Origin of the sequence: Streptomyces macrolidinus (genome assembly GCF_023887685.1) — a bacterium.
Classification (GTDB): domain Bacteria; phylum Actinomycetota; class Actinomycetes; order Streptomycetales; family Streptomycetaceae; genus Streptomyces; species Streptomyces macrolidinus.
In genome coordinates this window covers 359,766-382,936 of record NZ_JAMWMR010000003.1, presented here as the reverse complement: position 1 = coordinate 382,936, position 23,171 = coordinate 359,766, and the positions used below count along the sequence as shown (strand labels likewise).

The window sequence follows — 23,171 nt, the reverse complement described above, 5'->3', positions numbered from 1 at the left end:
GACGCGTCCGCGCGCGTCTGTGGGCCCACTCCCGGTGTCTACAGCCTCGTCCAAAACGGTCATGTAGTGACCTTACGAAGGAGACCAAGGATTCCGGGCCGTCGACTCCGCACAGTCTCCGGCCCGTTTTCCTGGTACCACCGAACAGAACCTCACCCTTATGCAGCCGATCTGACTGCTCCGGAGGGCCTGGCGTTGTAGGGGCCACACAACCCGATCAGCCGAGGGCGACCTCGCATCGACGGGTCTCACATGCCGTCCCCGGAGTGACACGGAGCCTCAAACGGCCCCCTGCGACCTCCGCTTCGACGCCCGGGTCGGCGCGTACGACCGCGCGGACGGGACGGTCCCAGGCGATCTCCACCGGCTGCCCTGTGCGGGGCGGCTCGCTCACGCAGAGGGTCGCCGTGCGGCCCTGGCGCCGTACGAGCACGCTCGCACCCGCGGAGGCGGTCAGTCCGTCCACCGTAGCCGCCTGCCAGAAGTTCGCCGCCGTCAGGCCCAGGGACGGGACGGCGACGGCCTGGCAGGTCGCGTCGTTCCTGAGGACGGTGAGCCAGCGGTGGTCGGCGGCGCGGGCCGCGACCTGGCCGCGGGTGGCGCCCGGCATCAGGAGGTAGACGTACGAGGCGTCGTGCGGGTCGGTGCCGTGGTCGAGCCAGAGTGTCTGCCAGGACCGGGTCCGCCGTTCGGGTGAACTGCTCGTATTGATGTCGGCCCAGGCGCCGGTGCGTTCCTCGCGCAGGGTGTGCAGGTCGCCCCCTTCCGGGAGGACCCAGCCGCCGTGGCCGTCCAGGTGGGCCCAGCCGTGTCCGCGTACGAGGGAGGGGGCGCCGCCCTCGCCCAGGTTGCGGTTGTCGACGACGGTCTCGACGGGGACGCCGTCCGCGCAGGTGATCCCGGCGCCCAGGCAGATCACGGCGTCGTCGGCGCAGAACCACGACTTACGGGCCTCCAGCGTGGACTCAAGTCCCTTCAGGTGCTGGCCGACCGCCGCGTACGTGCCGTCGGTCGTGCCGCCCACCCAGCGCACGTCCGGCTTCGGCTCGCCCCACTCGCCGCCCGCGCGGTCGGGCAGTCGCTTCGTGGAGACGGTGGTGCCGGGCAGGCGGTACCAGTCGACGGTGGGCCAGTACCAGTCCGTGTACTGACCCGAGTCCCGCCCCCACCACTGCACCATGCCCGAACCGGTGTACCAGCCGCGCGGATTCTCGCCGTTGCCGCACTCGTAGTACGCGATGCGGTCGGAGGACATCGCGATGCTCAGGGTGAAGCGGTCGCCGCGGTGGACGGCGCGGTCCATGGCGGGGAAGAGGCGGTGGCCGACGGGCTCGGGCGCGGCGGGCACCGCGGAGTCCGCGATGGCGTGCAGCCGGGCCAGGTCCGCGACGTCGAACTGGGGCGAGGTGAGGATCGGGACCACGGTGTCCCGGGCGATCCATCCCTTGATCATCCCGTGCCGGCGCGCGCGTTCGGCCTCGCTCGCCGCGCCCGCGAGGACGGCGATCGCGGCGATGAGCGCCTGCCCGTGGAAGTGGTCGCTGCGCATGACGTGCAGATCGTCGCTGGTGAGGTAACCCCGGCTGATGGCACGGCCGTTGACGCCGTCCATGACGAGTCCGTCGTGGATGAGAGGCGCGTAGGCGTGCTCGACGCTGTCGTGGATGATCTGCCGCGCGGGGTCGGTGACCTCCCAGGAGGACCCGGCGAGCAGGGTGAACAGCCGGCCGAGTCCGTCGAGCATGACCTGGCCGTAGGTGCCGGAGTACGGGACCTGGGTGTGCTGCACGAACGAGCCGTCGGCGTAGAGCCCGTCGCCCTCGGTGACGTACGGGAAGACCGGCGAGAGGGCGTCGCGCGCGAGGGCGATCCGCTCGGGCGCGCGGCCCGCGATGCCGCGCAGGGCGACGCTGCGGCAGAGGTCGACGCGGTTGGCCCCGGTGGAGGTGCCGGAGTAGTCGTGCAGCGCGGAGTCGGGGATGAAGTGGTCGACGGCGGCGAGAGCGGCCTCGCGCAAGGCGTCGTCCAGGTGGTCGTGCAGCGCCGTCACGATGTCCATGAGCGGGCGGGGGCTGCCGATCTGCCAGTGCCACCAGTTGCCGTAGGGGGTGGTCGAGGGGTTGAAGACGGCGGTGAGGACGTGACCGAGGCCACGCAGGACGTCGGCGAGGAGGTCGGCATCACCGGTCGAACCGGTACCGCCCTGAAGGCAGGCCTGGGTCATCGTCCACAGCCGGTCGAAGCTCTGGGTGATGCCGTCGGGCGGGTCGAAGGGGTACTGCGGCCACAGAGAGTCGGCGGCCGGTGACATGGTGGCGCGGAAGCCCCGGGCGAGGTCGCCGGTCCGGGCGAGGCGGGAGGCGTACGGCTCGGCGGCGGGGTCGTAGCCGGTGCCGAGGGAGAGGGCGAGCCAGCGGCCTCGCAGGGTCTCGAACTCGTCGTCGGACGGCGGGACTTCGGCAGCCGCGGCGGAGGCGGGGAAGGCGACGGTGGCCGCCAGGGCCGTGGTCAGGAACGTACGGCGGTCGGACGTCATGACGCGGCATGCTTCCACACCGCCCGTCTCCCCTGCGACAGGTTTCCCGGAGATGTTGAAACGTTCAAGGAATAGGTCTACGGTCGACCCCGTTGAAGTTCGTTGAACCTTGAACTTCTTCGGATCAAGGCCCGCCCACAGCCAAGGAGCACCCCATGAGCCTCTTCAACCGCAACGCCGCCACCGCCCCCGCCGCCGCGGTGAACCCGGACCTCGCCGCGCTGACCGGCGGCTACACCGTGGACCCGGCGCACAGCACCATCGGCTTCGTCGCCCGCCACGCCATGGTCACCAACGTCAAGGGCGGCTTCCTGGACTTCGAGGGCACCCTGCACCTCGACGGCTCGGACCCGTCGCGGTCCACGGCCTCGATCGACGTCAAGATGGACAGCATCAGCACCGGCTCCGCGGACCGCGACGGCCACCTGAAGAGCGCCGACTTCTTCAAGACCGACGAACACCCGACGATGACCTTCCGCTCCACGAAGGCGGAGGCGCTCGGCGGCGACACGTACCGGATCACCGGCGACCTGACGATCCTCGGCACCACCAAGCCGCTCGCCATCGACCTGGAGTTCAACGGCGCGGCGAAGGACCCGTTCGGCAACGAGCGCGTCGGCTTCGAGGGCACGGCCCAGATCCTGCGCTCGGAGTGGGGCCTGAAGTGGAACGCGGCGCTGGAGACGGGCGGCGTGCTGGTCTCGGACAAGATCAAGCTGGTCTTCGACATCTCGGCGATCAAGAAGGCCTGAGCCGGACTCCGCCCGGCTGGACGCCTGGCTAGACTCGCCACGTGGCATTCCTGAGCACCCCGCACTACTGCTTCCTCTGATCGGAGAGCGCTGAGAGCGACGTCGAACGGCGTCGCTCTCCTTGGCGTGCCCGCCCGTGCGGGCACGGTCTCTTCCCTTCAGCCTTGCCAGGAGTGCCTCGTGCCCGTGTTGCTTCCCCCTGCCCTCGTACGATCCCTCGATCTGCTGCGCTGTCCGACGTGCCGGGCGCGCCAACTGCGCGCCGACGGGCGCGCGTTGCGCTGTTCCGCTGGTCACACCTTCGATGTCGCCCGGCACGGCTACGCCGCTCTACTGACCGGCGCCCGTGCCACCAGTGGTGACGACGCGGCCATGACCCGGGCCCGCGCCCGGTTCCTCGCCACCGGCGCCTACGCGTCGGTCCGCGATGCCGTGGCCCGGCTGGCGGCCGAGTCCGCGCCCGAGCGGGCCACGGTGGTGGACGTCGGGTGCGGTACGGGCTACTACCTGACCGGTGTTCTGGACCGGTTGCCCGGCGCACGGGGTCTGGGGCTCGACACCTCCGTGGGCGCGCTGCGCTCAACAGCCCGCGCCCACACGCGCGTTGCCGCAGCGGCCTGGGACGTCTTCCGTCCCTTCCCGTTGGCCGACGGCGTTGCCGATGTCGTGCTGGACGTGTTCGCCCCGCGCAATCCGGCGGAGTTCCACCGGGTGTTGCGGACGGACGGCCGGTTGATCGTGGTCCGTCCCACCGGGCGGCATCTGGCCGAACTGCGCGGCCGGTTGCCCGCGATGGTCACGGTCGACCCGGCCAAGGAGCAGCGTCTGCACCGGGCCCTGGACCCCCGCTTCGAGGCCGCCGTCACCGAACAGGTGGAGTACGCCGCGCCGTTGGCCGAGGCTCAGGCCCTGGACCTGGTGGCGATGACGCCGAGCGCTCGTCATGTGAGCCGTGCGGATCTGGACGCCGACGGCTTCCCGCCCGGCCGCGTCACCGTCTCCGTACGGGTCACCGCCTACCGGCCCCGGTGAGCCGGAGCGCACATCGGCGCACCCGGTCCGGAATCCGGCCGTCCGGCGCCGTTGAGCCGCCGTGACATGCCCCTGCCCGACGCCGATAGGGTCGACTGCCCCACGACGTCAGGCATGCCAGGAGGACGCACGTCCATGGAGTTCCAGCTCCTCGGTCCCGTTTCGATCAACGGGAGCGACGGCCCGCTGCCGATCGGTCCCGCCAAGCGCCGCAGTCTCCTCGCGATGCTGCTGCTGCGGGCGGGCAGAGCGGTCTCCGTGGACACACTCACCGAGGTGCTGTGGGACGAGGAGCCTCCGCAGCACGCCCGGACCGTGATCCAGGGGCATGTCTGGCGGCTGCGCGGGCTGTTGGCGCAGGCCGACGCGGAGTCGTACGGGGTCCGGCTGACCACGCTCGGCGGCGCCTACCACCTCGACCTGCCGGAGACGCTGCTGGACGCGCACCGGTTCGAGGAACTCGTGGCGCTCGGCAGACGCGCCGACGACCCCGGCGACCGGGCCGCGCTGCTCGACGAGGCCCTGGCCCTGTGGCAGGGACCCGCGCTCGCGAGCGCCTACCCGTCACCGCTGCTGCGGTCCGCCGCGTACAGCTTGGAGGAGGCCCGGCTCGAAGCCGTCGAACTGCTCGCCGACGCCTACGCCGACGCGGGTCAGTACGAGCGGGCGGCACGGCTGCTGCGGCCCGAGACGGGTGCGCACCCGTTGCGCGAGTCCCTGGCCGCCGGTCTCGTACGCGTCCTGCACCGGGCCGACCGCTCGTCGGAAGCGCTGGAGGTCTACCACGCCACACGCCGGGTGCTCGCCGACGAGCTGGGCGTCGCACCGGGGGCCGACCTCAGCGCGGCGTACGCGTGCGCGCTGGGCCCGGGTACGACGCCACGGACCCCGGCCCCCACCGGTCCCGCCCGCTCCGCGGTCGCCGTCCGGGCTGAGCCGCCCGAGTACGCCTCTGCTCGACACTCTCCCAGCTTGCTCCCCCGCGCCCCGCGCGCCTTCCACGGCCGCGGCGCCGAGAGCGCCGCGCTGAGCGAGGCGTGCGCGGGCTCCGACGGGCCGGTCGTCGTGGTCACCGGGCCCGCCGGGGTGGGCAAGACCGCGCTCGCCCTGCACTGGGCCGAGGCCCACCGCACCGCCTTCCCCGACGGCACGCTCCACGCCGACCTGCGCGGGTTCAGCGACGCCCCGGACGCCGAACCGGACGAGCTGTTGCGGGAGTTCCTGTCGGCGCTCGGGGTGCCGCCGCGCCGCGTGCCGGAGTCGGCCGCCGCGGCGGGCACCCTCTTCCGCGAGCTGACGGCACAGCGGCGCCTGCTCGTCGTCCTCGACAACGCCCGCACCTCCGCCCAGGTCCGCCCGCTGCTCCCGGCAGGACCCGGCTGCGTCACCGTCGTCACCAGCCGTACCGGGCTCACCGGGCTCGTCGCCTCGGATGCCGCCCGGGTCGTGCCCATCGATGTCCTCGGCGCCGAGGACTCCGTCGCACTGCTCGCCCGCGTGCTCGGCGCGGCCCGTACCGACGCCGAACCGGACGCCGCGCGGCGCGTCGCCGAGCTGTGCGGCGGGCTGCCGCTCGCGCTGCGCGTGGCCGCGGCCCGGCTCGCCGCACGCCCCGACTGGAGCCTGGCCACGCTGGCCGACCGGCTCTCCTGCGAGTACCAGCGCCTCGCGCTGCTCGCCGCCGAGGACATCGGCGTCGCCTCGGCGCTGCGCCTGACCACCGCGCACCTGCCCGCCGACGCCGCCCGCCACTTCGCCGCGCTCGGCCACCATCCGGGCCTGCACGTCGACCGGTTCAGCGCCGCCGCACTCGCGGGCGGCACCCCGCTCGAGGCGGCCGTGGCCCTGGACCGGCTCGTAGCCGCGCACCTGCTCACCGAGACCGGGCCCGACCGCTACGAACTCCACGATCTCGTACGCCTCTACGCCCGCGGCCTCGACCACGACCCGGCGGCCCGCGATGCGGCGCGGCTGCGGCTGTACGACCACTGCGTCGCCACCGCCCTGGCCGCGGTGGAGGTGGCGGAACCGGGCGGGGAGCCCGCGTTCGTCCTGCCGGAGGACCACCGACAGCCGGTCGCCGTACGGGACTTCACCAGCCGCGAGGAGGCGCTCGGCTGGTTCGCCGCCGAACGCGACGACCTCGCCCTGATCGCCGCGGCGGCCCGCGCCGCAGGCCGTCCCGAGCGGGCCTGGCGCATCGCCGTCACCCAATGGCCGTTCGTCGTGTGGCGGGTACGGTCCGACTGGGCGCCCACCCTGGAGGCGGCCCTCGCGGACACGCGGGCCTGCGCCGACCCGTACGCCGAATCCCGGGTGCTGACGCTGCTGGGCTGGGTGCTCACCGAGGAGGGACGTACGGAGGAGGCACTGGCCCGGCTGCGGGCGGCACCCGGCCTCGCGGCCCGAGCCGGTGACGTCCTCGGCGAGGCCACCGCCCTCGTCAACCTCGCCGTCGCCCTCCTCGGCGACGCCGGTGACGCGGAGCGGCTCTCCGCAGCCCGGGACGCGTGCACCCGCGCGCTGCGTCTGGCCACCGCCGCGGACGACGCGCACACCCGGATGCTCGCCCTCCAGCATCTGGCCCGTATCCACCTCACCGCCGGACGGCACCAAGAGGCTTTCGACGCCGCGGAGGAGGCGCTCGGACTCGGCCCCGAGCACGAGGCCGTGAGCCGTCGTGTGCTGCTGCACACCTGGCAGGGCGAGGCGCTGCTCGGCCTCGGCGAGCGAGAGGCGGGCGCGCGGCGCCTCGCCGAGGCGGCCCGAGAGGCCGAGGAGACCGGCTACGACGAGGGCGCCGTCACCTCGCTCGACGCGCTGCTGCGCGTCGCGCCCCCGGCGGACCGCCCCGATCTGCGCCGTCGACACGCCGCCGCGCGGGCCCGGATCAGGGAGCGCCAGGTGTGCTAGGGGCGCTGGGGGCGCCAGGGGTGCTTTCAGCCCTCGCCGTCGGTCATGGCCTTGGCGCTGGTGTCCCACCAGTAGGTGACCGAGGACTTGTCACCGAGGAGGAGACCGACGCCGGGGGTGTCCACGGTGACGTGCCCGTCCTGTCCGATCTGGGCGATGAAGAGCTGCTTCTCCCGGTGCGAGGCGGCGTTGTTGTCCGTGTCCAGACCGATGGCGGAGTACGCGCTCGCGCCGGGGGCGAGCCGGATCGGGTACTGCGGGCCCTTGCCCTCCGTCGGGAGGGCGGCCGGGGCGTCCGGGTACGTGATGGTCGGGGCGGCGGTCAGGGTGCACTCGGCGGAACCGGTGTTGGTCGCCTGAAGCATCTCCGTGTAGCTGCTCCCGGCCTCGCTGAAGGACAGGCGCATCGAGGCCAGTTCGCACTCGGCGTCCGACGTGATGCCACCGTGGCCGGTGCCCTCGTCGGCTCCGGCGCCGTCGCCGGAGCCCTCCTTGGAGCCGGAGCCAGAGCTGGACCCGGAGCTGTCGCTGCTGCCGCCCGAGCCGGACCCGGCGGTGGGCGAGGCGCTCTGGTCGGAGCCGCCGGAGACCGAGGAGGTGGCGGCCGTGGCTCCGGCGGAGGCCGAGGAGGACGCGTCGTCGTCGCCGTTGCAGGCGGTCAGCGAGAGGGCGAGCGCCGCGACGGCCGCGACGGCGAGAGCGGAGTTCTTGGGCAGGCTGGTACGCATGATCGTGGTTCCCCGTGGATGGTTCCGTTCGGTTACGTCTGCGAACCTGCCGCCCACCACTAACGTTCCGCTAACAGCGGTTCAGAAGCCGCCGCCGAAGTCCCCTCCGCCGCCTCCTCCGAAGTCCCCGCCGCCGTCGCCGAAGTCGCCGGGGTCGAAGTCCGACCCCGAGACGTCGCCGCCGCTCCAGCCTCCGCCGCCGAAGTCGCCGTAGCCGGTGCCGTAGTCGGCCGCGTAGGACGGGGTGGACATCATGCTGCCGAGCAGGGTGCCCATCAGCAGGCCGGGCAGCATCCCGCCGCCGAAGTAGCCGCCCGCCCAGGGGCCGTAGGCCGGACCGGCCTCCCAGTAGGGGCGGCGGCCGTACTCCGTGTCCACCTCGCGGGCCAGGGGTTCACGGCCGTCGGCCAGCCGGGCCTGGTCGGCGGCGCAGACGGGCACCTCGCGCGGGCTGCCGCCCGGCGGCGTCCAGGTCGCGTCGGCGACGGACGGGCCGTGGCGCGGGTCGAAGAAGCAGGGCGGCCGGCGCTCCGGCAGCGGTCGGCCCGCGCGCCGTGCGGTGAGCACCGCCAGCGAGAAGCGGCCGTCCTCCAGGGCCTGGGTCACCGGCTTCACGTCCTCGGGGCGCTGGGCCCCCGCCATCAGCGTCTTCGCCTCGTCGTACGAGTCCAGCGCCCGCGCGTAGTCCGCGCGCATCGCGTCGTCGGCGCCCGGCTCCCCCGGCTGGAAGTCGAGCCGCTCCAGCTCCTCGCCGAAGGCGGTGATGTCCTCGTCCACCACGACCCGCAGCTTCTCCAGCGCGGCCCGCTGCTCCTCCTCCCGTCGGCGCCTGTTCACCCGTACCAGTGAATAGGCGCCCGCACCGCCCGCGACGATCACCGCGCCCGCGGTGATCAGAGCGGCGTACGAGGGCCCACCGGTCCTGCCGGAGGTGCCCCAGACCCGCGGGGCGTGGCCGCGCACGTTCAGCAGGGCGCGGTCGGTGAAGTCGTTGAGCTGGGCCGTGGCGCCCTCGCCCTGGACACCGGCGACCAGGTTCTGCACGGCGGTGCGCGACATGACCGAGGAGTCCGCCCGCGCGTCGAAGCGGTCGCCGAGCCGGATCGCGTAGAGGCCGGTGATGCCGGTGGCGGTGCGCAGGTTGGAGAAGAGGTTCCGGGTGGGGTAGTCGGCGGGCAGGACCGTCACGAAGACGGGCTTGTCGGCGTGCTTGATCTTCTGTGCGAGGGCGTTCGCCTCCTGGGGGGACATCTGTGCGGAGGCCGCCGGGTCGACGTACACCGGGCTCTTGCGCAGGGCCGCGGCGATGACCGAGACGTCCGTGGCCGTCTGCGCGCGGGCCGCCTCGGTGGGCAGCACCGTCAGCAGGGCGACGAGCAGGGCGACCAAGGGGGCGGCGACTGTGCGAACCGGCCTGTCGTTCATGGGACAGAAGCTACCGAATCATCCCGAACGGCGCCGTTCTGCCCTAGATCATCTCGTTTGTGCCGTCCCGCCGACGAGAGGCGGGACGGCACCGGGTTCGCCCGTCCTACTCCGCCGGTTCCACGCCCGCGCGCAGCAACCCGTAGGCGTACGCGTCCTCCAGCGCCTGCCACGACGCGGCGATCACGTTGTCCGCCACGCCCACCGTGGACCACTCGCCCTTGCCGTCCGAGGTGGAGATGAGGACACGCGTCGTGGACTGCGTACCGTGCCTGCCCTCCAGGATGCGGACCTTGTAGTCGACCAGGCCGAGCGCGGCCAGCTCGGGGTAGATCCGCTCCAGGGCGACCCGCAGGGCGCGGTCCAGGGCGTTGACCGGACCGTTGCCCTCCGCCGTCGCCACGATGCGCTCGCCCTTCGCCCACAGCTTGACCGTGGCCTCGTTGGCGTGGGTGCCGTCGGGGCGGTCCTCGGTGATCGCCCGCCAGGACTCCGTACGGAAGTAGCGCAGCGGCTTGCCCGCAACCTCCTCGCGCAGCAGCAGCTCGAAGCTCGCGTCCGCCGCCTCGTAGGTGTAGCCCCGCAGCTCGCGCTCCTTCACGCGCTCCACGACGCGGCCGACCAGCTCGCGGTCGCCGCCCAGGTCGACGCCCAGCTCCTTGCCCTTGAGCTCCACGGACGCGCGGCCCGCCATGTCGGAGACCAGCATCCGCATGGTGTTGCCGACCAGCTCGGGGTCGATGTGCTGGTAGAGGTCCGGGTCGACCTTGATCGCGGACGCGTGCAGGCCCGCCTTGTGGGCGAAGGCGGAGACCCCGACGTAGGGCTGGTGCGTGGAGGGGGTGAGGTTCACGACCTCCGCGATCGCGTGCGAGATCCGCGTCATGTCGCGGAGCCTGCCCTCGGGCAGCACCTTCCTGCCGTACTTCAGCTCCAGGGCCGCGACCACCGGGAACAGGTTGGCGTTGCCCACCCGCTCGCCGTAGCCGTTCGCCGTGCACTGCACATGACTCGCGCCCGCGTCCACCGCGGCCAGGGTGTTCGCGACCGCGCAGCCCGTGTCGTCCTGGGCGTGGATGCCGAGGCGGGCGCCCGTGTCCGTTCGGACCGTCGAGACCACCGCGTGCACCTGGGCGGGCAGCATGCCGCCGTTCGTGTCACAGAGGATGACGACGTCCGCGCCCGCCTCCGCCGCCGTGCGCACCACCGAGGTCGCGTACTGCGCGTTGGCCCGGTAACCGTCGAAGAAGTGCTCGCAGTCCACGAAGACCCGGCGGCCCGCCGCGCGCAGATGGGAGACCGTGTCGCGGATCATCTCCAGGTTCTCGTCGAGCGTCGTGCGCAACGCCAGCTCGACATGACGGTCATGCGACTTCGCGACCAGCGTGATCACCGGCGCGCCCGACTCCAGCAGCGCCCTGACCTGGGGGTCCTCGGCCGCCTTGGCACCGGGCCTGCGCGTCGCGCCGAAGGCGACGAGTCGCGCGTGCCGGAACTCGATCTCCTGCTGGGCGCGGGCGAAGAACTCGGTGTCGCGCGGGTTGGCACCGGGCCAGCCGCCCTCGATGAAGCCGACGCCGAAGTCGTCCAGGTGCCGTGCGATGGCCAGCTTGTCCGCGACGGTCAGATTGATGCCCTCGCGCTGCGCGCCGTCGCGCAGCGTCGTGTCGAAGACGTGGAACGAGTCGTCCAGCTCGCTGGATTCCCTGGTTTCCGTCATGGTGTCAAGGCTCCTGTATTGGGTCTCGGTCTACCGGAATGACCGGTTCCACCGTCCCCCCATGATCCCTCGCGCTCTTCTCCCGGCTGAAGGTGGGCCGGGAAAACGAAAAAACCCCTCGCGGATGCGAGAGGTCTGCGCGCGGGTCGAGGGCGATAGTGCCCACCCGTACCTGGTCGTACACGGTGGTCACTGCGGACCGGCGCGCCTGCTGCCAATAATCATGGCGAACGTGAGCACGGGGGCAGTTTGGCACAATCCGCCCCCGCGCTCATCACCGTCTCAGAATGCGAGCGGTCGGCTTCAGGATGCGAGCGATCGGCTTCAGGATGCGGGCGTCAGCGAGGTCGGCTCCGTACCCTTCATCCGGGTGAGGTCGAGGTCGCGGGTCTCCCGCATGGACAGGTACACCACCAGGGACACGGCCGCGCAGCCCGCGACGTACCAGAAGAAGCCGGACTCGGCGTCCGCGTTCTTGAACCACAGGGCGACGTATTCCGCCGTGCCACCGAAGAGGGCGTTGGCGAGGGCGTAGGGCAGGGCGACGCCCAGGGCACGCACGCCGGTCGGGAACAGCTCCGCCTTCACGCACGCGTTGATCGAGGTGTAGCCGGTGACGACGACCAGGGCCAGCAGGGACAGCCCGAGCGCGGGCCAGTAGCTGTCGGCGTGCTTCAGGAGCGTCATGATCGGCACGGTCAGGAACGTGGAGCCGACCGCGAAGCCGATCAGCAGCGGGCGGCGGCCGATCCGGTCGGAGAGCCGCCCGGCCAGCGGCTGGAGGCAGGCGAAGGCGATCAGCGCGGTGAAGGAGACGAGGGTCGCCGTCTGCTTGGACAGGCCCGCCGAGTTCGACAGGTACTTGGTCAGATAGGTGGTGTACGTGTAGTAGGCGACCGTGCCGCCCATGGTCAGCGCCATCACCAGGAAGGCCTCGCGCTTGTGCCGCCACAGCGCGCGCAGCGTGCCGCGCTCCTCGCCGCCGCTGTCGTCGGCCTCGTAGACCTCCGTCTCCAGCATGGAGCGCCGCAGATAGAAGATCACCGCCGCGCCGAGCGCGCCCAGCACGAACGGGATGCGCCAGCCGTAGCTGTGCAGCGCGCTGTCGGACATCGTGTGCTGGAGCAGGATCAGCAGGCCCAGGCCGACGATCTGCCCCGCGGTCATCGAGACGTACTGGAAGCTGGAGGCGAAGCCGCGCCGCTTCGGGTCGGACGCCTCGGTGAGGTAGGTCGCGCTGGCCGCGTACTCGCCGCCCACCGAGAGCCCTTGCAGCAGCCGGGCGAGCAGCAGGACGAGCGCGCCGCCGTAGCCCGCGACGGCGTACGTCGGCGCGACGGCGATGAGGACCGCGGAGGCGGACATCAGGGTGACCGTGAGGGTCAGCGCGGCCTTGCGGCCCTTGCGGTCACCGACCCGGCCGAGCAGCCAGCCGCCGACCGGGCGCATGAAGAACCCGACCGCGAAGATGCCCGCGGTGTTCATGAGTTGGGCCGTGGGGTTTCCGTCCGGGAAGAACGCCCCGGCGAAGTACGTGGCGAAGCTGGCGTAGACGAACCAGTCGTACCACTCCACCATGTTGCCGGCCGAGCCGATCCAGATCCGCTTCCATTGCTCTCGTCCCATGGCCGGTAACGTGCCGGTCGTTCGCGGACGCGACAAGAGCGCCTCGGGTTTCGTTCATTGCGTTCTCGGCGTGAGTGCGGATCATCGGCACGAGAGCGGATCATTCGGCCGGGCGCGGTCGCTCACGTGTGCGGAAGTACGGCGTCGTCCACGAACTCCCGTACGTGGTGCAGCACTTGTTCCCGGTCGGTGCCGCGCAGACCGATCGCCACATGGATGGAGAACCCGTCGAGGAGGGCGCGCAGCCGGGTGGCGAGGCGGTCCGGGTCGAGCTGCCGGAACTCCCCGCGCGAGACGCCCTCGGCGAGCAGGGCCGCGAGGTCGCGGTGCCAGGCGCCCTCGATGGCGGCCTGCCGCTCGCGTGCGTCGTCGGCGGCGGTCTGCGAGCGGTTCCAGACCTCCAGCCAGAGCGTCCAGTGCGGGTCGCGCGGGCCGTCGGGCACGTACAGATCGACGTACGCGTCCAGCCGTTCCCGCGCCGGAGCCGTGCGGCTGAGCAACCGGCCGCGTTCGGCGCCGAGGCGGCCCTCGCTCCACTCCAGGGTCTGGAGCAGCAGTTCGTCCTTGGAGCGGAAGTAGTAGAGCAGATGCCCGCTGCTCATCCCGACCTCGCGGCCGAGCGCCGCCATGGTGAGCTTCTCCAGACCGCGCTCGGCGATCATGCCCATGGCTGCGGCGAGGACGTCCTCACGTGGCGGCGCGTTCCTGCGGGCACCGGCCATCTGCGGCTCCTAGCTCTTCGACTGCTCTTGGACCTTCGGCTGGTCGTGGATCATCTGCTGCCGTGGATCACCGACTGCTGATCTTCGGCTGCTGTTGCGTGATGCAGTGGATGCCTCCGCCGCCGGAGAAGATCGTACGGGCGTCGACCAGCGTCACCGTCCGCTCGGGGAACAGCCGGTCGAAGATGCGGGCGGCCGTCTCGTCGCGGGGGTCGTCGAAGCCGCACAGGACGACGCCGCCGTTGCAGAGGTAGTGGTTGATGTAGGAGTAGTCGGCCCAGCGGCCGTCGGCCTCCAGCACGGTCGGCGCGGGCACCTCGACCACCTCCAGGCGTCGGCCGCGCGCGTCGGTGGCGGAGCGCAGGATCCCGAGGATCTCCTGGGTCACCGCGTGGTCCGGGTGTGCCGGGTCCGGCTGGTGGTGGGCGACGACGACGCCGGGGCGGGCGAAGGCGGCGACGATGTCGACATGGCCGAGGGTGCCGTAGCCGTGGGGCGGGTAGTCGCCGGTCAGACCGCGGGGCAGCCAGATCGCCTTGCGGGTGCCGAGATGGGCGTGGATCTCCGCCTCGACCTGCTCCCTGGTCCAGCCCGGGTTGCGCTCGGGGCCGAGCTGCACGGTCTCGGTGAGCAGGACGGTGCCCTCGCCGTCGACATGGATCGCGCCGCCCTCGTTGACGAGCTTCGAGGCGTACGTCCGCGCGCCCGCGAGGTCCGCGACGTGCGCGGCGACCTTCGCGTCGTGCTCCCAGCGGGCCCAGTGCTGGGCACCCCAGCCGTTGAACGTCCAGTCCACGGCGGCGAGTTGGCGCCCGTCGGTGAGGAACGTGGGGCCGATGTCGCGCATCCAGGCGTCGTCCAGGTCGCGTTCGACCGTCTCGATGCCCTCGCCCAGCAGGGTGCGCGCCGCCGTGGACCGGCCGGGGCCACAGACCACGGTCACCGGTTCGAAGCGGCGCACGGCGCGGGCGACCGACGCCCAGGCCGCGCGGGAGGCGGCCAGGTCGTCCGGGTCCTCGAAGGTCGGGTTGGGGCCCGGCCACGCCATCCAGGTGCGCTCGTGCGGGGCCCACTCGGCGGGCATGTGGAAGCCGTCGGCGGCGGGAGTGTTCACAGGGGGGTCCTCAGAGGAAGTACAGGCGGTTGAGCGAGACCGAGTCGGCGGGCTCGGAGCGGAGCGGGTCGCCGTCGAGGGTGACCAGGCCGGTGCGCTGGTCCACCTCGACCGCTCCCGTACGGGAGTTGAGGCGCAGATCGGCGGGGCCGATACCGCGGGTGCCGCGGACGGCGACCCTGCGGCGCCGGGTCGGGATCCGGTCGTGGCCCTGGTCGAGGGCGGCCTGCGCGACGAAGGCGACGGAGAGATCGGCGGCGGTCGCGCCGTGCGCGCCGAACTGCGGTCCGAGCACCAGGGGTTCACAGGTGTCGGTGGCCGCGTTCGGGTCGCCGACCACGCCGTACGCGGGGAAGCCGGACTTCAGCACGAGCTGCGGCTTGGCGCCGAAGTACTCCGGCCGCCACAGCACGATGTCGGCGAGCTTGCCGACCTCCAGGGAGCCCACCTCGTGCGCGAGGCCGTGCGCGAGAGCGGGGTTGATGGTCAGCTTGGCCATGTAGCGCAGGACGCGGGCGTTGTCGTCGTCGAGCCCGTCGCCGTCCATCGGGCCCAGCTCAGCCTTCATCTTCCCGGCCATCGCGAACGTACGACGTACGGTCTCCCCGGCGCGGCCCATGCCCTGCGCGTCGGAGGAGGTGATGCCGATCGCGCCCAGGTCGTGCAGCACGTCCTCGGCGCCCATCGTTCCGGCGCGGATGCGGTCACGGGCCAGGGCGGCGTCGCCGGGCAGGTCGGTCTTCAGATCGTGGACGGAGACGATCATGCCGTAGTGCTCGGCGACGGCGTCCCGGCCGAAGGGCAGGGTGGGGTTGGTGGAGGAGCCGATGACGTTCGCAACACCCGCCATCTTCAGGACGTTGGGCACATGCCCGCCGCCGCAGCCCTCGATGTGGAAGGCGTGGATGGTCCGCCCCTCCAGCACGCTGAGGGTGTCCTCGACCGACAGGCACTCGTTCAACCCGTCGCTGTGCAGAGCGACTTGGACGTCATGCTCCTCGGCCACGCGCAACGCGGTGTCCAGGGCGCGGGTGTGGGCGCCCATGTCCTCGTGCACCTTGAAGCCCGAGGCGCCGCCCTCGGCCAGCGCTTCGACCAGCGGTGCGGGGTCCGAGGACGAACCCCGGCCCAGGAAGCCGATGTTGACCGGCCAGGCGTCGAACGCGTTGAAGGCATGGCGCAGCGCCCACGGCGAGTTGACGCCGACGCCCCACACCGGGCCGAACTCCTGGCCGATGATCGTGGTCACACCGGAGGCCAGCGAGGCCTCCATGATGCGCGGCGAGAGCAGATGGACATGAGTGTCGACGGCACCCGCGGTCGCGATCAGCCCCTCCCCGGACACGATCGAGGTGCCGGTGCCGACGACGACGTCGACTCCGTCGAGCGTGTCGGGGTTCCCGGCCCGCCCGATGGCGTGGATCCGGCCCTCCCGGATGCCGAGGGAGACCTTCCGGATGCCGAGGGCCGCGTCGATCACGAGGACGTTGCTGATGACGACGTCACAGGTGTCGCGGACGGCGGCGGCCTTGAGGTGCAGCCCGTCGCGGGCGGTCTTGCCGAAGCCGGCGAGGAACTCGTCGCCGTACTTCTGCGCGTCGGACTCGACCCGGACGACGAGCCCGGAGTCCCCGAGCCGGATCCGGTCACCGGCGCGGGGGCCGTGGGTGGCGGCGTAGGCGTACGGGTTCATCGGTCCGCCCCCAGGTATCCGCAGGCGGCGGCCCTGCGCAGGGCCTCTTCCTTCGCGCCCGGCGCGTCCAGCGGCCCGTCGACCAGGCCCGCGAAGCCGATGGCGATCCGGTCGCCGCCGATCGGCACGAGCCCCACCTCCGCGGTCTCCCCCGGCCCGAAGCGGACCGAGGCCCCGGCGGGGACGGCGGGCCGCATGCCGTAGGCGCGCTCCCGTGCGAAGTCGAGCCGCGGGTTGGCCTCGAAGAAGTGGAAGTGGGAGGTGACGGACACCGGGACCGTGGCGGTGTTGGTGACGGATATCCGTACGACCGCCTCGGGTTCGGTGTGCGCGGGGCCGGGCAGCAGCGCGCCCGGCGCACGGTCGCCCGAGCCGCCGCCGAGGGGGTCGGTGACCACCGCGAGCCGGGAGCCGTCGTCGAAGACGGCCTCCACATGCACCTCGGTGACGACGTCCGCGACGCCCGGCAGTACGTCGTCCGGGCCGAGCACGGAGCGGGCTGCCTCGATGGCCTCGGCCAGCCGTCTGCCGTCGCGGGCGGCCTCGCAGACGGTGTCCGCGATCAGCGCGGTGGCCTCGGGCACGTTCAGCCTCAGGCCCCGGGCGCGGCGGGCGCGGGCCAGCTCGGCGGCCCCGAAGAGCAGCAGCCGGTCGCGCTCGGTGGGGGTGAGTCTCACGTCGCGATGCCTCCTTGCCGTACGCGATGCACGTTAGAACGGCACTCTAACGACCGAGCACCTGACGCGGAAGGCTATAGATCATTACGCACCGGCAAGGTGTTGAGCATCACTCAAATCCCAGTCACTCAAATCCCCTGGCGCCGGCCGTACGCAACAGGGCCGCCCCGGACGCGATGTCCGGGGCGGCCCTGAGGTGAGGCGGGCGGCGGTTCAGCCGAGGCGGTGCATCCAGCCGTGGGTGTCCTCGCGGGTGCCGCGCTGGAGGTCCAGCAGGGCCTCGCGGAGCTTGAGGGTGACCTCGCCGGGCGTCCCGTCCGACTGCTTCCACTCGGCGCCCTCGCGCTTGACCGTGCCGACCGGCGTGATCACGGCCGCGGTGCCGCAGGCGAAGACCTCCGTGAGGGTGCCGTTCTCGCTGTCGGCCTGCCACTGGTCGACGGAGACGCGGCCCTCCTCGGCCTCGTAGCCCAGCTCACGGGCGACGGCGAGCAGGGAGTCACGGGTGACGCCCTCGAGGATCGAGCCGGTCAGCGACGGGGTGACGATCTTGTTCCCGTACACGAAGCACACGTTCATGCCGCCGAGCTCCTCGACCCACTTGTGCTCCACGGCGTCGAGGTAGCAGACCTGGTCGCAGCCCTTGGCCGAGGCCTCGGCCTGGGCGAGCAGCGAAGCGGCGTAGTTGCCACCGGTCTTGGCGTCACCCATGCCGCCGGGGACGGCGCGGACGCGGTCCTCCGAGACCCAGATGGAGACCGGCTTCACGCCACCCTGGAAGTAGGCGCCCGCCGGGCAGGCGATGACGACGAAGAGGTACTCGTTGGACGGCTTCACACCGAGACCGACCTCGGTGCCGATCATGAACGGGCGCAGATAGAGGGAGGCCTCGCCACCGTGCGCCGGGACCCAGGCCTCGTCCTGCGCGACCAGGGCGTCGCACGCCGCGATGAACGTCTCGACCGGCAGCTCGGGCATGCCCAGCCGGTGGGCGGAGTGCTGGAAGCGCCGGGCGTTCTTGTCCGGGCGGAAGGTGGCGACCGTGCCGTCGGGCTGGCGGTACGCCTTGAGACCTTCGAAGATCTCCTGCGCGTAGTGCAGCACGTTGGTGGCCGGGTCGAGGGGGATCGGTGCGTACGGGACGAGCTGGCCGTCGTGCCAGCCCCGCCCCTCGGTCCACTTGATCGTCACCATGTGGTCGGTGAAGTGGCGGCCGAACCCGGGGTTGGCCAGAATCGCCTCCCGCTCCGCGTCGGAGGTCGGGTGGGAGGAGGGCTTCAGCTCGATCGTCGTCATATGTGATGTGTCCTTCACCGGTTGTGTGTGACGGGCCGCGCTCGCGCCCGGACCGCCTGGGGCGGATGCGAGGACGTCCGAGCATTCCCTCATTCCGCGGCTCCGCGTCCGATTATCGCAATCGCGGTACCGGGACGGGAATGGCGTGAACGCGATCCCTGGAGATGTGCGTACTTGTGGGTACTTGTGTCCGGGGGTGGGTCGATGGTGGCACCCGGTGAAGGCATGAGGAAGCCGCCGGGCGCGATCACGACCCGGCGGCTTCTTGGAGAGTGTGAGCGGTCGGGTCAGCTCGCTACGCGTACCGCGAGCGCGTCGCCGATCTCCTCGGTGCTGCGGGCGGGCTTGCCCACGCGCTCCGCGAGGTCGACGGAGACGGCGTCCTCGATCCGGACGGCCTCGGCCTCGTAGCCGAGGTGGCGCAGCAGGAGGGCGACGGACAGGACGGTGGCCGAGGGGTCGGCCTTGCCCTGGCCTGCGATGTCCGGCGCCGAGCCGTGCACGGGCTCGAACATCGACGGGAAGTCCCCGGACGGGTTGATGTTGCCGGAGGCGGCGACCCCGATACCGCCGGAGATGGCGGCGGCCAGGTCGGTGATGATGTCACCGAAGAGGTTGTCGGTGACGATCACGCCGAAGCGCTCGGGCTGCGTGACGAGGTAGATCGTCGCCGCGTCCACGTGCATGTACTCGGTGGTGACCTCGGGGAACTCCTTGCCCACCCGGTGGAAGATGTCCGTCCACAGATGACCGGCGTGCACCAGCACGTTGTTCTTGTGGACGAGGGCCAGCTTCTTGCGAGGGCGGGCCTGCGCGCGGGCGTACGCGTCACGCACGACGCGCTCGATGCCGAACGCGGTGTTCAGCGAGACCTCGGTGGCGACCGCGTGCGGGGTGCCGGGGCGGATCGTGCCGCCGTTGCCCGTGTAGGGGCCCTCGGTGCCTTCACGGACGACGACGAAGTCGATCTCCGGCTGGCCCGCGAGCGGGGTCTCGACGCCCGGGAGCAGCTTGGAGGGGCGCAGGTTGACGTGGTGGTCGAAGGCGAAGCGGAGCTTGAGCAGGAAGCCGCGCTCCAGGACACCGGAGGGGACCGAGGGGTCGCCGATCGCGCCGAGCAGGATCGCGTCGTGCCGCTTGAGCTGTTCCAGGTCGGCGTCGGTGAGGGTCTCACCGGTGGCGTGGTAGCGCCGGGCGCCGAAGTCGTACTCCTTGGTCTCCAGCTTCACATCCTGCGGAAGGACGGCGGAAAGGACCTTGAGCCCCTGGGCCACGACCTCCTGGCCGATGCCGTCACCGGGGATCACTGCGAGATTGATGCTGCGAGACATGACGGCACCGTACCCCCTGTCCCATGGAATGACATGCGCCGTCCGGGATGCGGACAGATGAGTCCACGTGCATAGGTGTCCAGGTGCACAGGACAGATGCGGTCAGGCGCATAGGCGTGCGTTCAGCGGTACGGGGTCCACCGGTGAAGTCGGCGGACCCCGTACCCCCACCGGCACACGGGGTGGGGGGAAGCTACGGCTTACGGGGGGAGTCGCCGCGGGCTCAGTGGCCGGTTTCGCCGCCGTTGTCCCTGCGGTCGAGGGCGCGCTGGAGCGCGGCGGCGGCGTTCTTGCGGTCGGCCTCGGTCGTACGGGACACGTGGCGGACTCGGCGTCGGGCGGTCGTCTCGGCCATGGGGAATCGACTCCTTCAAGGCTCCGGGAGTACGGATGAGGGGAGACGCCGGAGGGGCGGGGAGCGGTGCCGCAGGGGTGGCCTGCGCGGGGCCCGGCTCACGACCGCCATTCGCTTGATCGAGCGAGACGTTCGGCTTCCACCAAGCTAAGCGAGGACGGAGGATCTGTCTCCACCATTACTCGGACTTCCTACTATCTGAGACGGCGCCACCCCGCCCCCGGGCAGCCGACGCCACCTCGCCCTCGGAATTGGAGCCGCCCCCGTCCGCGGCCAGTGCCGTGAACGGGGGCGGAGTCGAGGCCCGAGGGCGTCAGCCCATGTGGGGGTACGCGTAGTCCGTCGGCGGGACCAGCGTCTCCTTGATGGCGCGGGTCGAGGTCCAACGCAGCAGGTTCAGGGGAGCGCCCGCCTTGTCGTTGGTACCGGAGGAACGGCCGCCGCCGAAGGGCTGCTGGCCGACCACGGCGCCGGTCGACTTGTCGTTGATGTAGAAGTTGCCCGCCGCGAAGCGGAGCTTCTCCATCGTGTACGCCGCGGCGGCACGGTCGTTGGCGATGACCGAGCCCGTCAGGGCGTAGTCCGACACCGACTCCATCTGGGTCAGCATCTCGTCGTACTTGTCATCCTCGTAGACGTGCACGGCGAGCACCGGGCCGAAGTACTCGGTCGTGAAGACCTCGTTCTCCGGGTCGGAGCACTCGATGACGGTCGGGCGCACGAAGTAGCCCACCGAGTCGTCGTACGAGCCGCCCGCGACGATCGTGCAGGTCGGGTCCTCGGCCGCGCGGTCGATGGCGGCCTTGTTCTTGGCGAAGGCACGCTCGTCGATGACGGCGCCGATGAAGTTCGACAGGTCGGTGACGTCACCCATGGTCAGACCGTCGACCTCGGCCGCGAACTCCTCCTTGAAACCGGAGTTCCAGATGGAGGCCGGGATGTACGCCCGGGAGGAGGCCGAGCACTTCTGGCCCTGGAACTCGAAGGAGCCACGGGTCAGAGCGGTCTTCAGCACCGCGCGGTCGGCCGACGGGTGGGCGACCACGAAGTCCTTGCCGCCGGTCTCGCCGACCAGACGCGGGTAGGAGCGGTACTTCTCGATGTTGGTGCCGACCGTCTTCCACAGGTACTGGAAGGTCCGGGTCGAACCGGTGAAGTGGATGCCCGCGAGGTCGCGGTGGTTCAGGGCGACGTTGGAGACCTCGACACCGTCACCGGTGACCAGGTTGATGACGCCCTTGGGCAGGCCCGCTTCCTCCAGGAGCTGCATCAGCAGCACGGCGGCGTGGGTCTGGGTCTGCGACGGCTTCCAGACCACCACGTTGCCCATGAGGGCCGGGGCGGTGGGCAGGTTGCCCGCGATCGCCGTGAAGTTGAACGGGGTGATCGCGTAGACGAAGCCCTCCAGCGGGCGGTGGTCCATGCGGTTCCACACACCCGGGGAGTTGGCCGGGGGCTGCTCGGCCAGGATCTGGCGGGCGTAGTGGACGTTGAAGCGCCAGAAGTCGACCAGCTCGCAGGGGGTGTCGATCTCCGCCTGCTGGGCGGTCTTCGACTGGCCGAGCATGGTGGAGGCGGCCATGGTCTCGCGCCACGGGCCGGCCAGCAGCTCGGCGGCGCGCAGGATGATCGCCGCGCGGTCGTCGAAGGACATCGCGCGCCAGGCGGGCGCGGCGGCCAGGGCCGCGTCGATGGCGTCCTGCGCGTCCTGCTCGGTGGCGTTGCGGAACGTACCGATCACGGACTTGTGGTTGTGCGGCTGCACGACCTGGTGCGCCTCACCGCCGCCCATGCGCTTGACGCCACCGATGGTGCACGGCAGGTCGATCGGGTTCTCGGCCAGCTCCTTGAGCTTGGCCTCGAGACGCGCGCGCTCGGGCGAGCCGGGGGCGTAGCCGTGCACCGGCTCGTTGACAGGGGTGGGGACCTGGGTCACAGCGTCCATGAGTTACCTCTTCCGAGTGATTCCCGGGCTTCAGTCGGGCCGAGCTGAAGCGATTGCATATCGTGAGCGTCGGTCAGGGCTTGACCATCACGGACTCGCCGCGGCGAGTTCGCGAGAAGCCTCCTCAGAGGCGGAGTCACAGGTTCCGAGACTCCTTTGACGGAACCGGGTCCGGCTCAGCCGACCGCGGGGCGGTAGCTGTCGCCTTCCAACAGCACCACCTGGAGGGCGACAGCTACCGCTCACTCGCGCATCAGCCCTTGCTGACCATCGAACGGAGGAAGAAGCGCAGGTTCGCCGGCTTCTCCGCCAGGCGGCGCATGAAGTAGCCGTACCAGTCGGTGCCGTACGCCGTGTAGACACGCATCCGGTGTCCCTCGGCGGCCAGCCGCAGGTGTTCGTCGCTCCGGATGCCGTACAGCATCTGGAACTCGTACTCGTCGAGCTTGCGCCCGGCGCGCCGACCGAGGTCCTGCGCGATGGAGATCAGCCGCGGGTCGTGCGAGCCGACCATCGGGTATCCCTGGCCCTCCATGAGGATCTTCAGGATGCGGACGTACGCCTTGTCGATCTCGGCCTTGTCCTGGTACGCGACCGACGCGGGCTCCTTGTACGCACCCTTCACGATACGCACTCGGCTGCCGGCCGCGGCGAGGCGGCGGGCGTCGTCCTCGGTACGGAAGAGGTAGGCCTGGATCACACAGCCGGTCTGCGGGAAGTCCTTCCGCAGCTCCTCGTGGATGGCGAACATCGAGTCGAGGGTGGTGTGGTCCTCGGCGTCCAGCGTCACGGTGGTGCCGATGGCGGCGGCGGCCTCGACCACCGGGCGGACATTGGCGAGGGCCAGCTCGTGGCCGCCCTCCAGCGCCTGGCCGAACATGGACAGCTTGACGGACATCTCGGCCTTGGTGCCGAGGTCCAGCTTCGCGAGGTGCTCGATCAGCATCAGGTACGCGTCGCGCGCGGCGGCGGCCTGCTCGGGCGTGGTGATGTCCTCGCCGACGACGTCCATGGTCAGCTCAAGGCCCTTGCCGGTGAGGTCCTTGACGATCGGGACGATCTGGTCGACGCTCTCGCCGGGGATGAAGCGATCGACGACCTGCTTGGTCACCGGCACCGCGGAGATCAGGCGGCGCATCCGGTCGCTACGCGACGCGGCGAGAATCACGGGACCCAGCACGGGGCACCTCCACACATTCATCAGGAGGCCGATCCCGAGCATTCGGTCGGGTACGGCACGAAGAACCACTGTGAAAGCTACGGATCGCCGCGATCTCCGACCATCGACACCTGTCACGCATCCGTG

General features: G+C 71.3%; 17 protein-coding genes. 3 read left to right on the top strand and 14 right to left on the bottom strand.

Annotated elements, in window-relative coordinates; all coding sequences use genetic code 11:
- Nucleotides 1-217: 217 nt before the first annotated feature.
- On the bottom strand, nucleotides 218-2,536 hold the full coding sequence (locus NGF19_RS05730; protein ID WP_252422625.1) for a polysaccharide lyase 8 family protein: 2,319 nt from the start codon (nucleotides 2,534-2,536) through the stop codon (nucleotides 218-220).
- Between the two features lie 155 nt (nucleotides 2,537-2,691).
- Here NGF19_RS05730 and NGF19_RS05725 point away from each other — a divergent pair, with 155 nt between their 5' ends.
- The 3 genes from NGF19_RS05725 to NGF19_RS05715 all read left to right on the top strand — a co-directional run bounded on the left by NGF19_RS05725 (nucleotide 2,692) and on the right by NGF19_RS05715 (nucleotide 7,233).
- Nucleotides 2,692-3,288, top strand: a complete 597-nt coding sequence (locus tag NGF19_RS05725) for a YceI family protein (RefSeq protein WP_252422624.1) — start codon at nucleotides 2,692-2,694, stop codon at nucleotides 3,286-3,288.
- Nucleotides 3,289-3,468: 180 nt separating this feature from the next.
- Complete coding sequence (locus NGF19_RS05720; protein ID WP_252422623.1) at nucleotides 3,469-4,320, top strand: putative RNA methyltransferase; 852 nt, start codon at nucleotides 3,469-3,471, stop codon at nucleotides 4,318-4,320.
- A 135-nt stretch (nucleotides 4,321-4,455) separates the two neighbouring features.
- Nucleotides 4,456-7,233 (top strand): AfsR/SARP family transcriptional regulator, encoded by a 2,778-nt coding sequence (locus NGF19_RS05715; RefSeq protein ID WP_252422622.1) that lies wholly within the window; start codon nucleotides 4,456-4,458, stop codon nucleotides 7,231-7,233.
- Nucleotides 7,234-7,259: 26 nt separating this feature from the next.
- On the opposite strand, the gene NGF19_RS05710 is transcribed toward NGF19_RS05715, so the two are convergent.
- The 13 genes from NGF19_RS05710 to NGF19_RS05655 all read right to left on the bottom strand — a co-directional run bounded on the left by NGF19_RS05710 (nucleotide 7,260) and on the right by NGF19_RS05655 (nucleotide 23,045).
- On the bottom strand, nucleotides 7,260-7,961 hold the full coding sequence (locus NGF19_RS05710) for a DUF4232 domain-containing protein (protein WP_252422621.1): 702 nt from the start codon (nucleotides 7,959-7,961) through the stop codon (nucleotides 7,260-7,262).
- Between the two features lie 81 nt (nucleotides 7,962-8,042).
- Nucleotides 8,043-9,386 carry a hypothetical protein gene (locus NGF19_RS05705; RefSeq protein ID WP_252422620.1) on the bottom strand — a complete coding sequence of 448 codons (1,344 nt, stop codon included), beginning with the start codon at nucleotides 9,384-9,386 and terminating at the stop codon, nucleotides 8,043-8,045.
- A gap of 106 nt (nucleotides 9,387-9,492) precedes the next feature.
- A complete protein-coding gene (cimA, locus tag NGF19_RS05700) occupies nucleotides 9,493-11,106 on the bottom strand; it encodes a citramalate synthase (RefSeq protein WP_252422619.1) in 1,614 nt (537 codons plus the stop codon).
- Nucleotides 11,107-11,430: 324 nt separating this feature from the next.
- The gene (locus tag NGF19_RS05695; protein WP_252422618.1) at nucleotides 11,431-12,732 is read right to left on the bottom strand and encodes an MFS transporter; all 1,302 of its coding nucleotides are present in this window, start codon (nucleotides 12,730-12,732) and stop codon (nucleotides 11,431-11,433) included.
- A gap of 122 nt (nucleotides 12,733-12,854) precedes the next feature.
- Nucleotides 12,855-13,454, bottom strand: coding sequence for a TetR/AcrR family transcriptional regulator (locus NGF19_RS05690; protein ID WP_252422617.1), 600 nt, complete (start codon nucleotides 13,452-13,454; stop codon nucleotides 12,855-12,857).
- 67 nt (nucleotides 13,455-13,521) lie between these two features.
- Entirely contained in the window at nucleotides 13,522-14,568 is a 1,047-nt protein-coding gene (locus NGF19_RS05685) for an agmatine deiminase family protein (RefSeq protein ID WP_252422615.1), read from the bottom strand.
- Nucleotides 14,569-14,578: 10 nt separating this feature from the next.
- Complete coding sequence (locus NGF19_RS05680; RefSeq protein ID WP_252422613.1) at nucleotides 14,579-16,261, bottom strand: urease subunit alpha; 1,683 nt, start codon at nucleotides 16,259-16,261, stop codon at nucleotides 14,579-14,581.
- Nucleotides 16,258-16,938, bottom strand: coding sequence for an urease subunit gamma (ureA, locus tag NGF19_RS05675; RefSeq protein ID WP_252422611.1), 681 nt, complete (start codon nucleotides 16,936-16,938; stop codon nucleotides 16,258-16,260). Before ureA ends, NGF19_RS05680 begins: the two co-directional genes overlap by 4 nt.
- Nucleotides 16,939-17,151: 213 nt before the next feature.
- Complete coding sequence (locus tag NGF19_RS05670) at nucleotides 17,152-18,234, bottom strand: branched-chain amino acid aminotransferase (protein WP_252422609.1); 1,083 nt, start codon at nucleotides 18,232-18,234, stop codon at nucleotides 17,152-17,154.
- A 287-nt stretch (nucleotides 18,235-18,521) separates the two neighbouring features.
- On the bottom strand, nucleotides 18,522-19,565 hold the full coding sequence (locus tag NGF19_RS05665) for a 3-isopropylmalate dehydrogenase (protein WP_252422607.1): 1,044 nt from the start codon (nucleotides 19,563-19,565) through the stop codon (nucleotides 18,522-18,524).
- A gap of 223 nt (nucleotides 19,566-19,788) precedes the next feature.
- Nucleotides 19,789-19,920, bottom strand: coding sequence for a hypothetical protein (locus NGF19_RS30585; protein ID WP_289734387.1), 132 nt, complete (start codon nucleotides 19,918-19,920; stop codon nucleotides 19,789-19,791).
- A gap of 313 nt (nucleotides 19,921-20,233) precedes the next feature.
- Nucleotides 20,234-21,865, bottom strand: a complete 1,632-nt coding sequence (gene pruA / locus NGF19_RS05660; protein WP_252422605.1) for an L-glutamate gamma-semialdehyde dehydrogenase — start codon at nucleotides 21,863-21,865, stop codon at nucleotides 20,234-20,236.
- A gap of 253 nt (nucleotides 21,866-22,118) precedes the next feature.
- Entirely contained in the window at nucleotides 22,119-23,045 is a 927-nt protein-coding gene (locus NGF19_RS05655; RefSeq protein WP_252422603.1) for a proline dehydrogenase family protein, read from the bottom strand.
- Nucleotides 23,046-23,171: the final 126 nt, after the last annotated feature.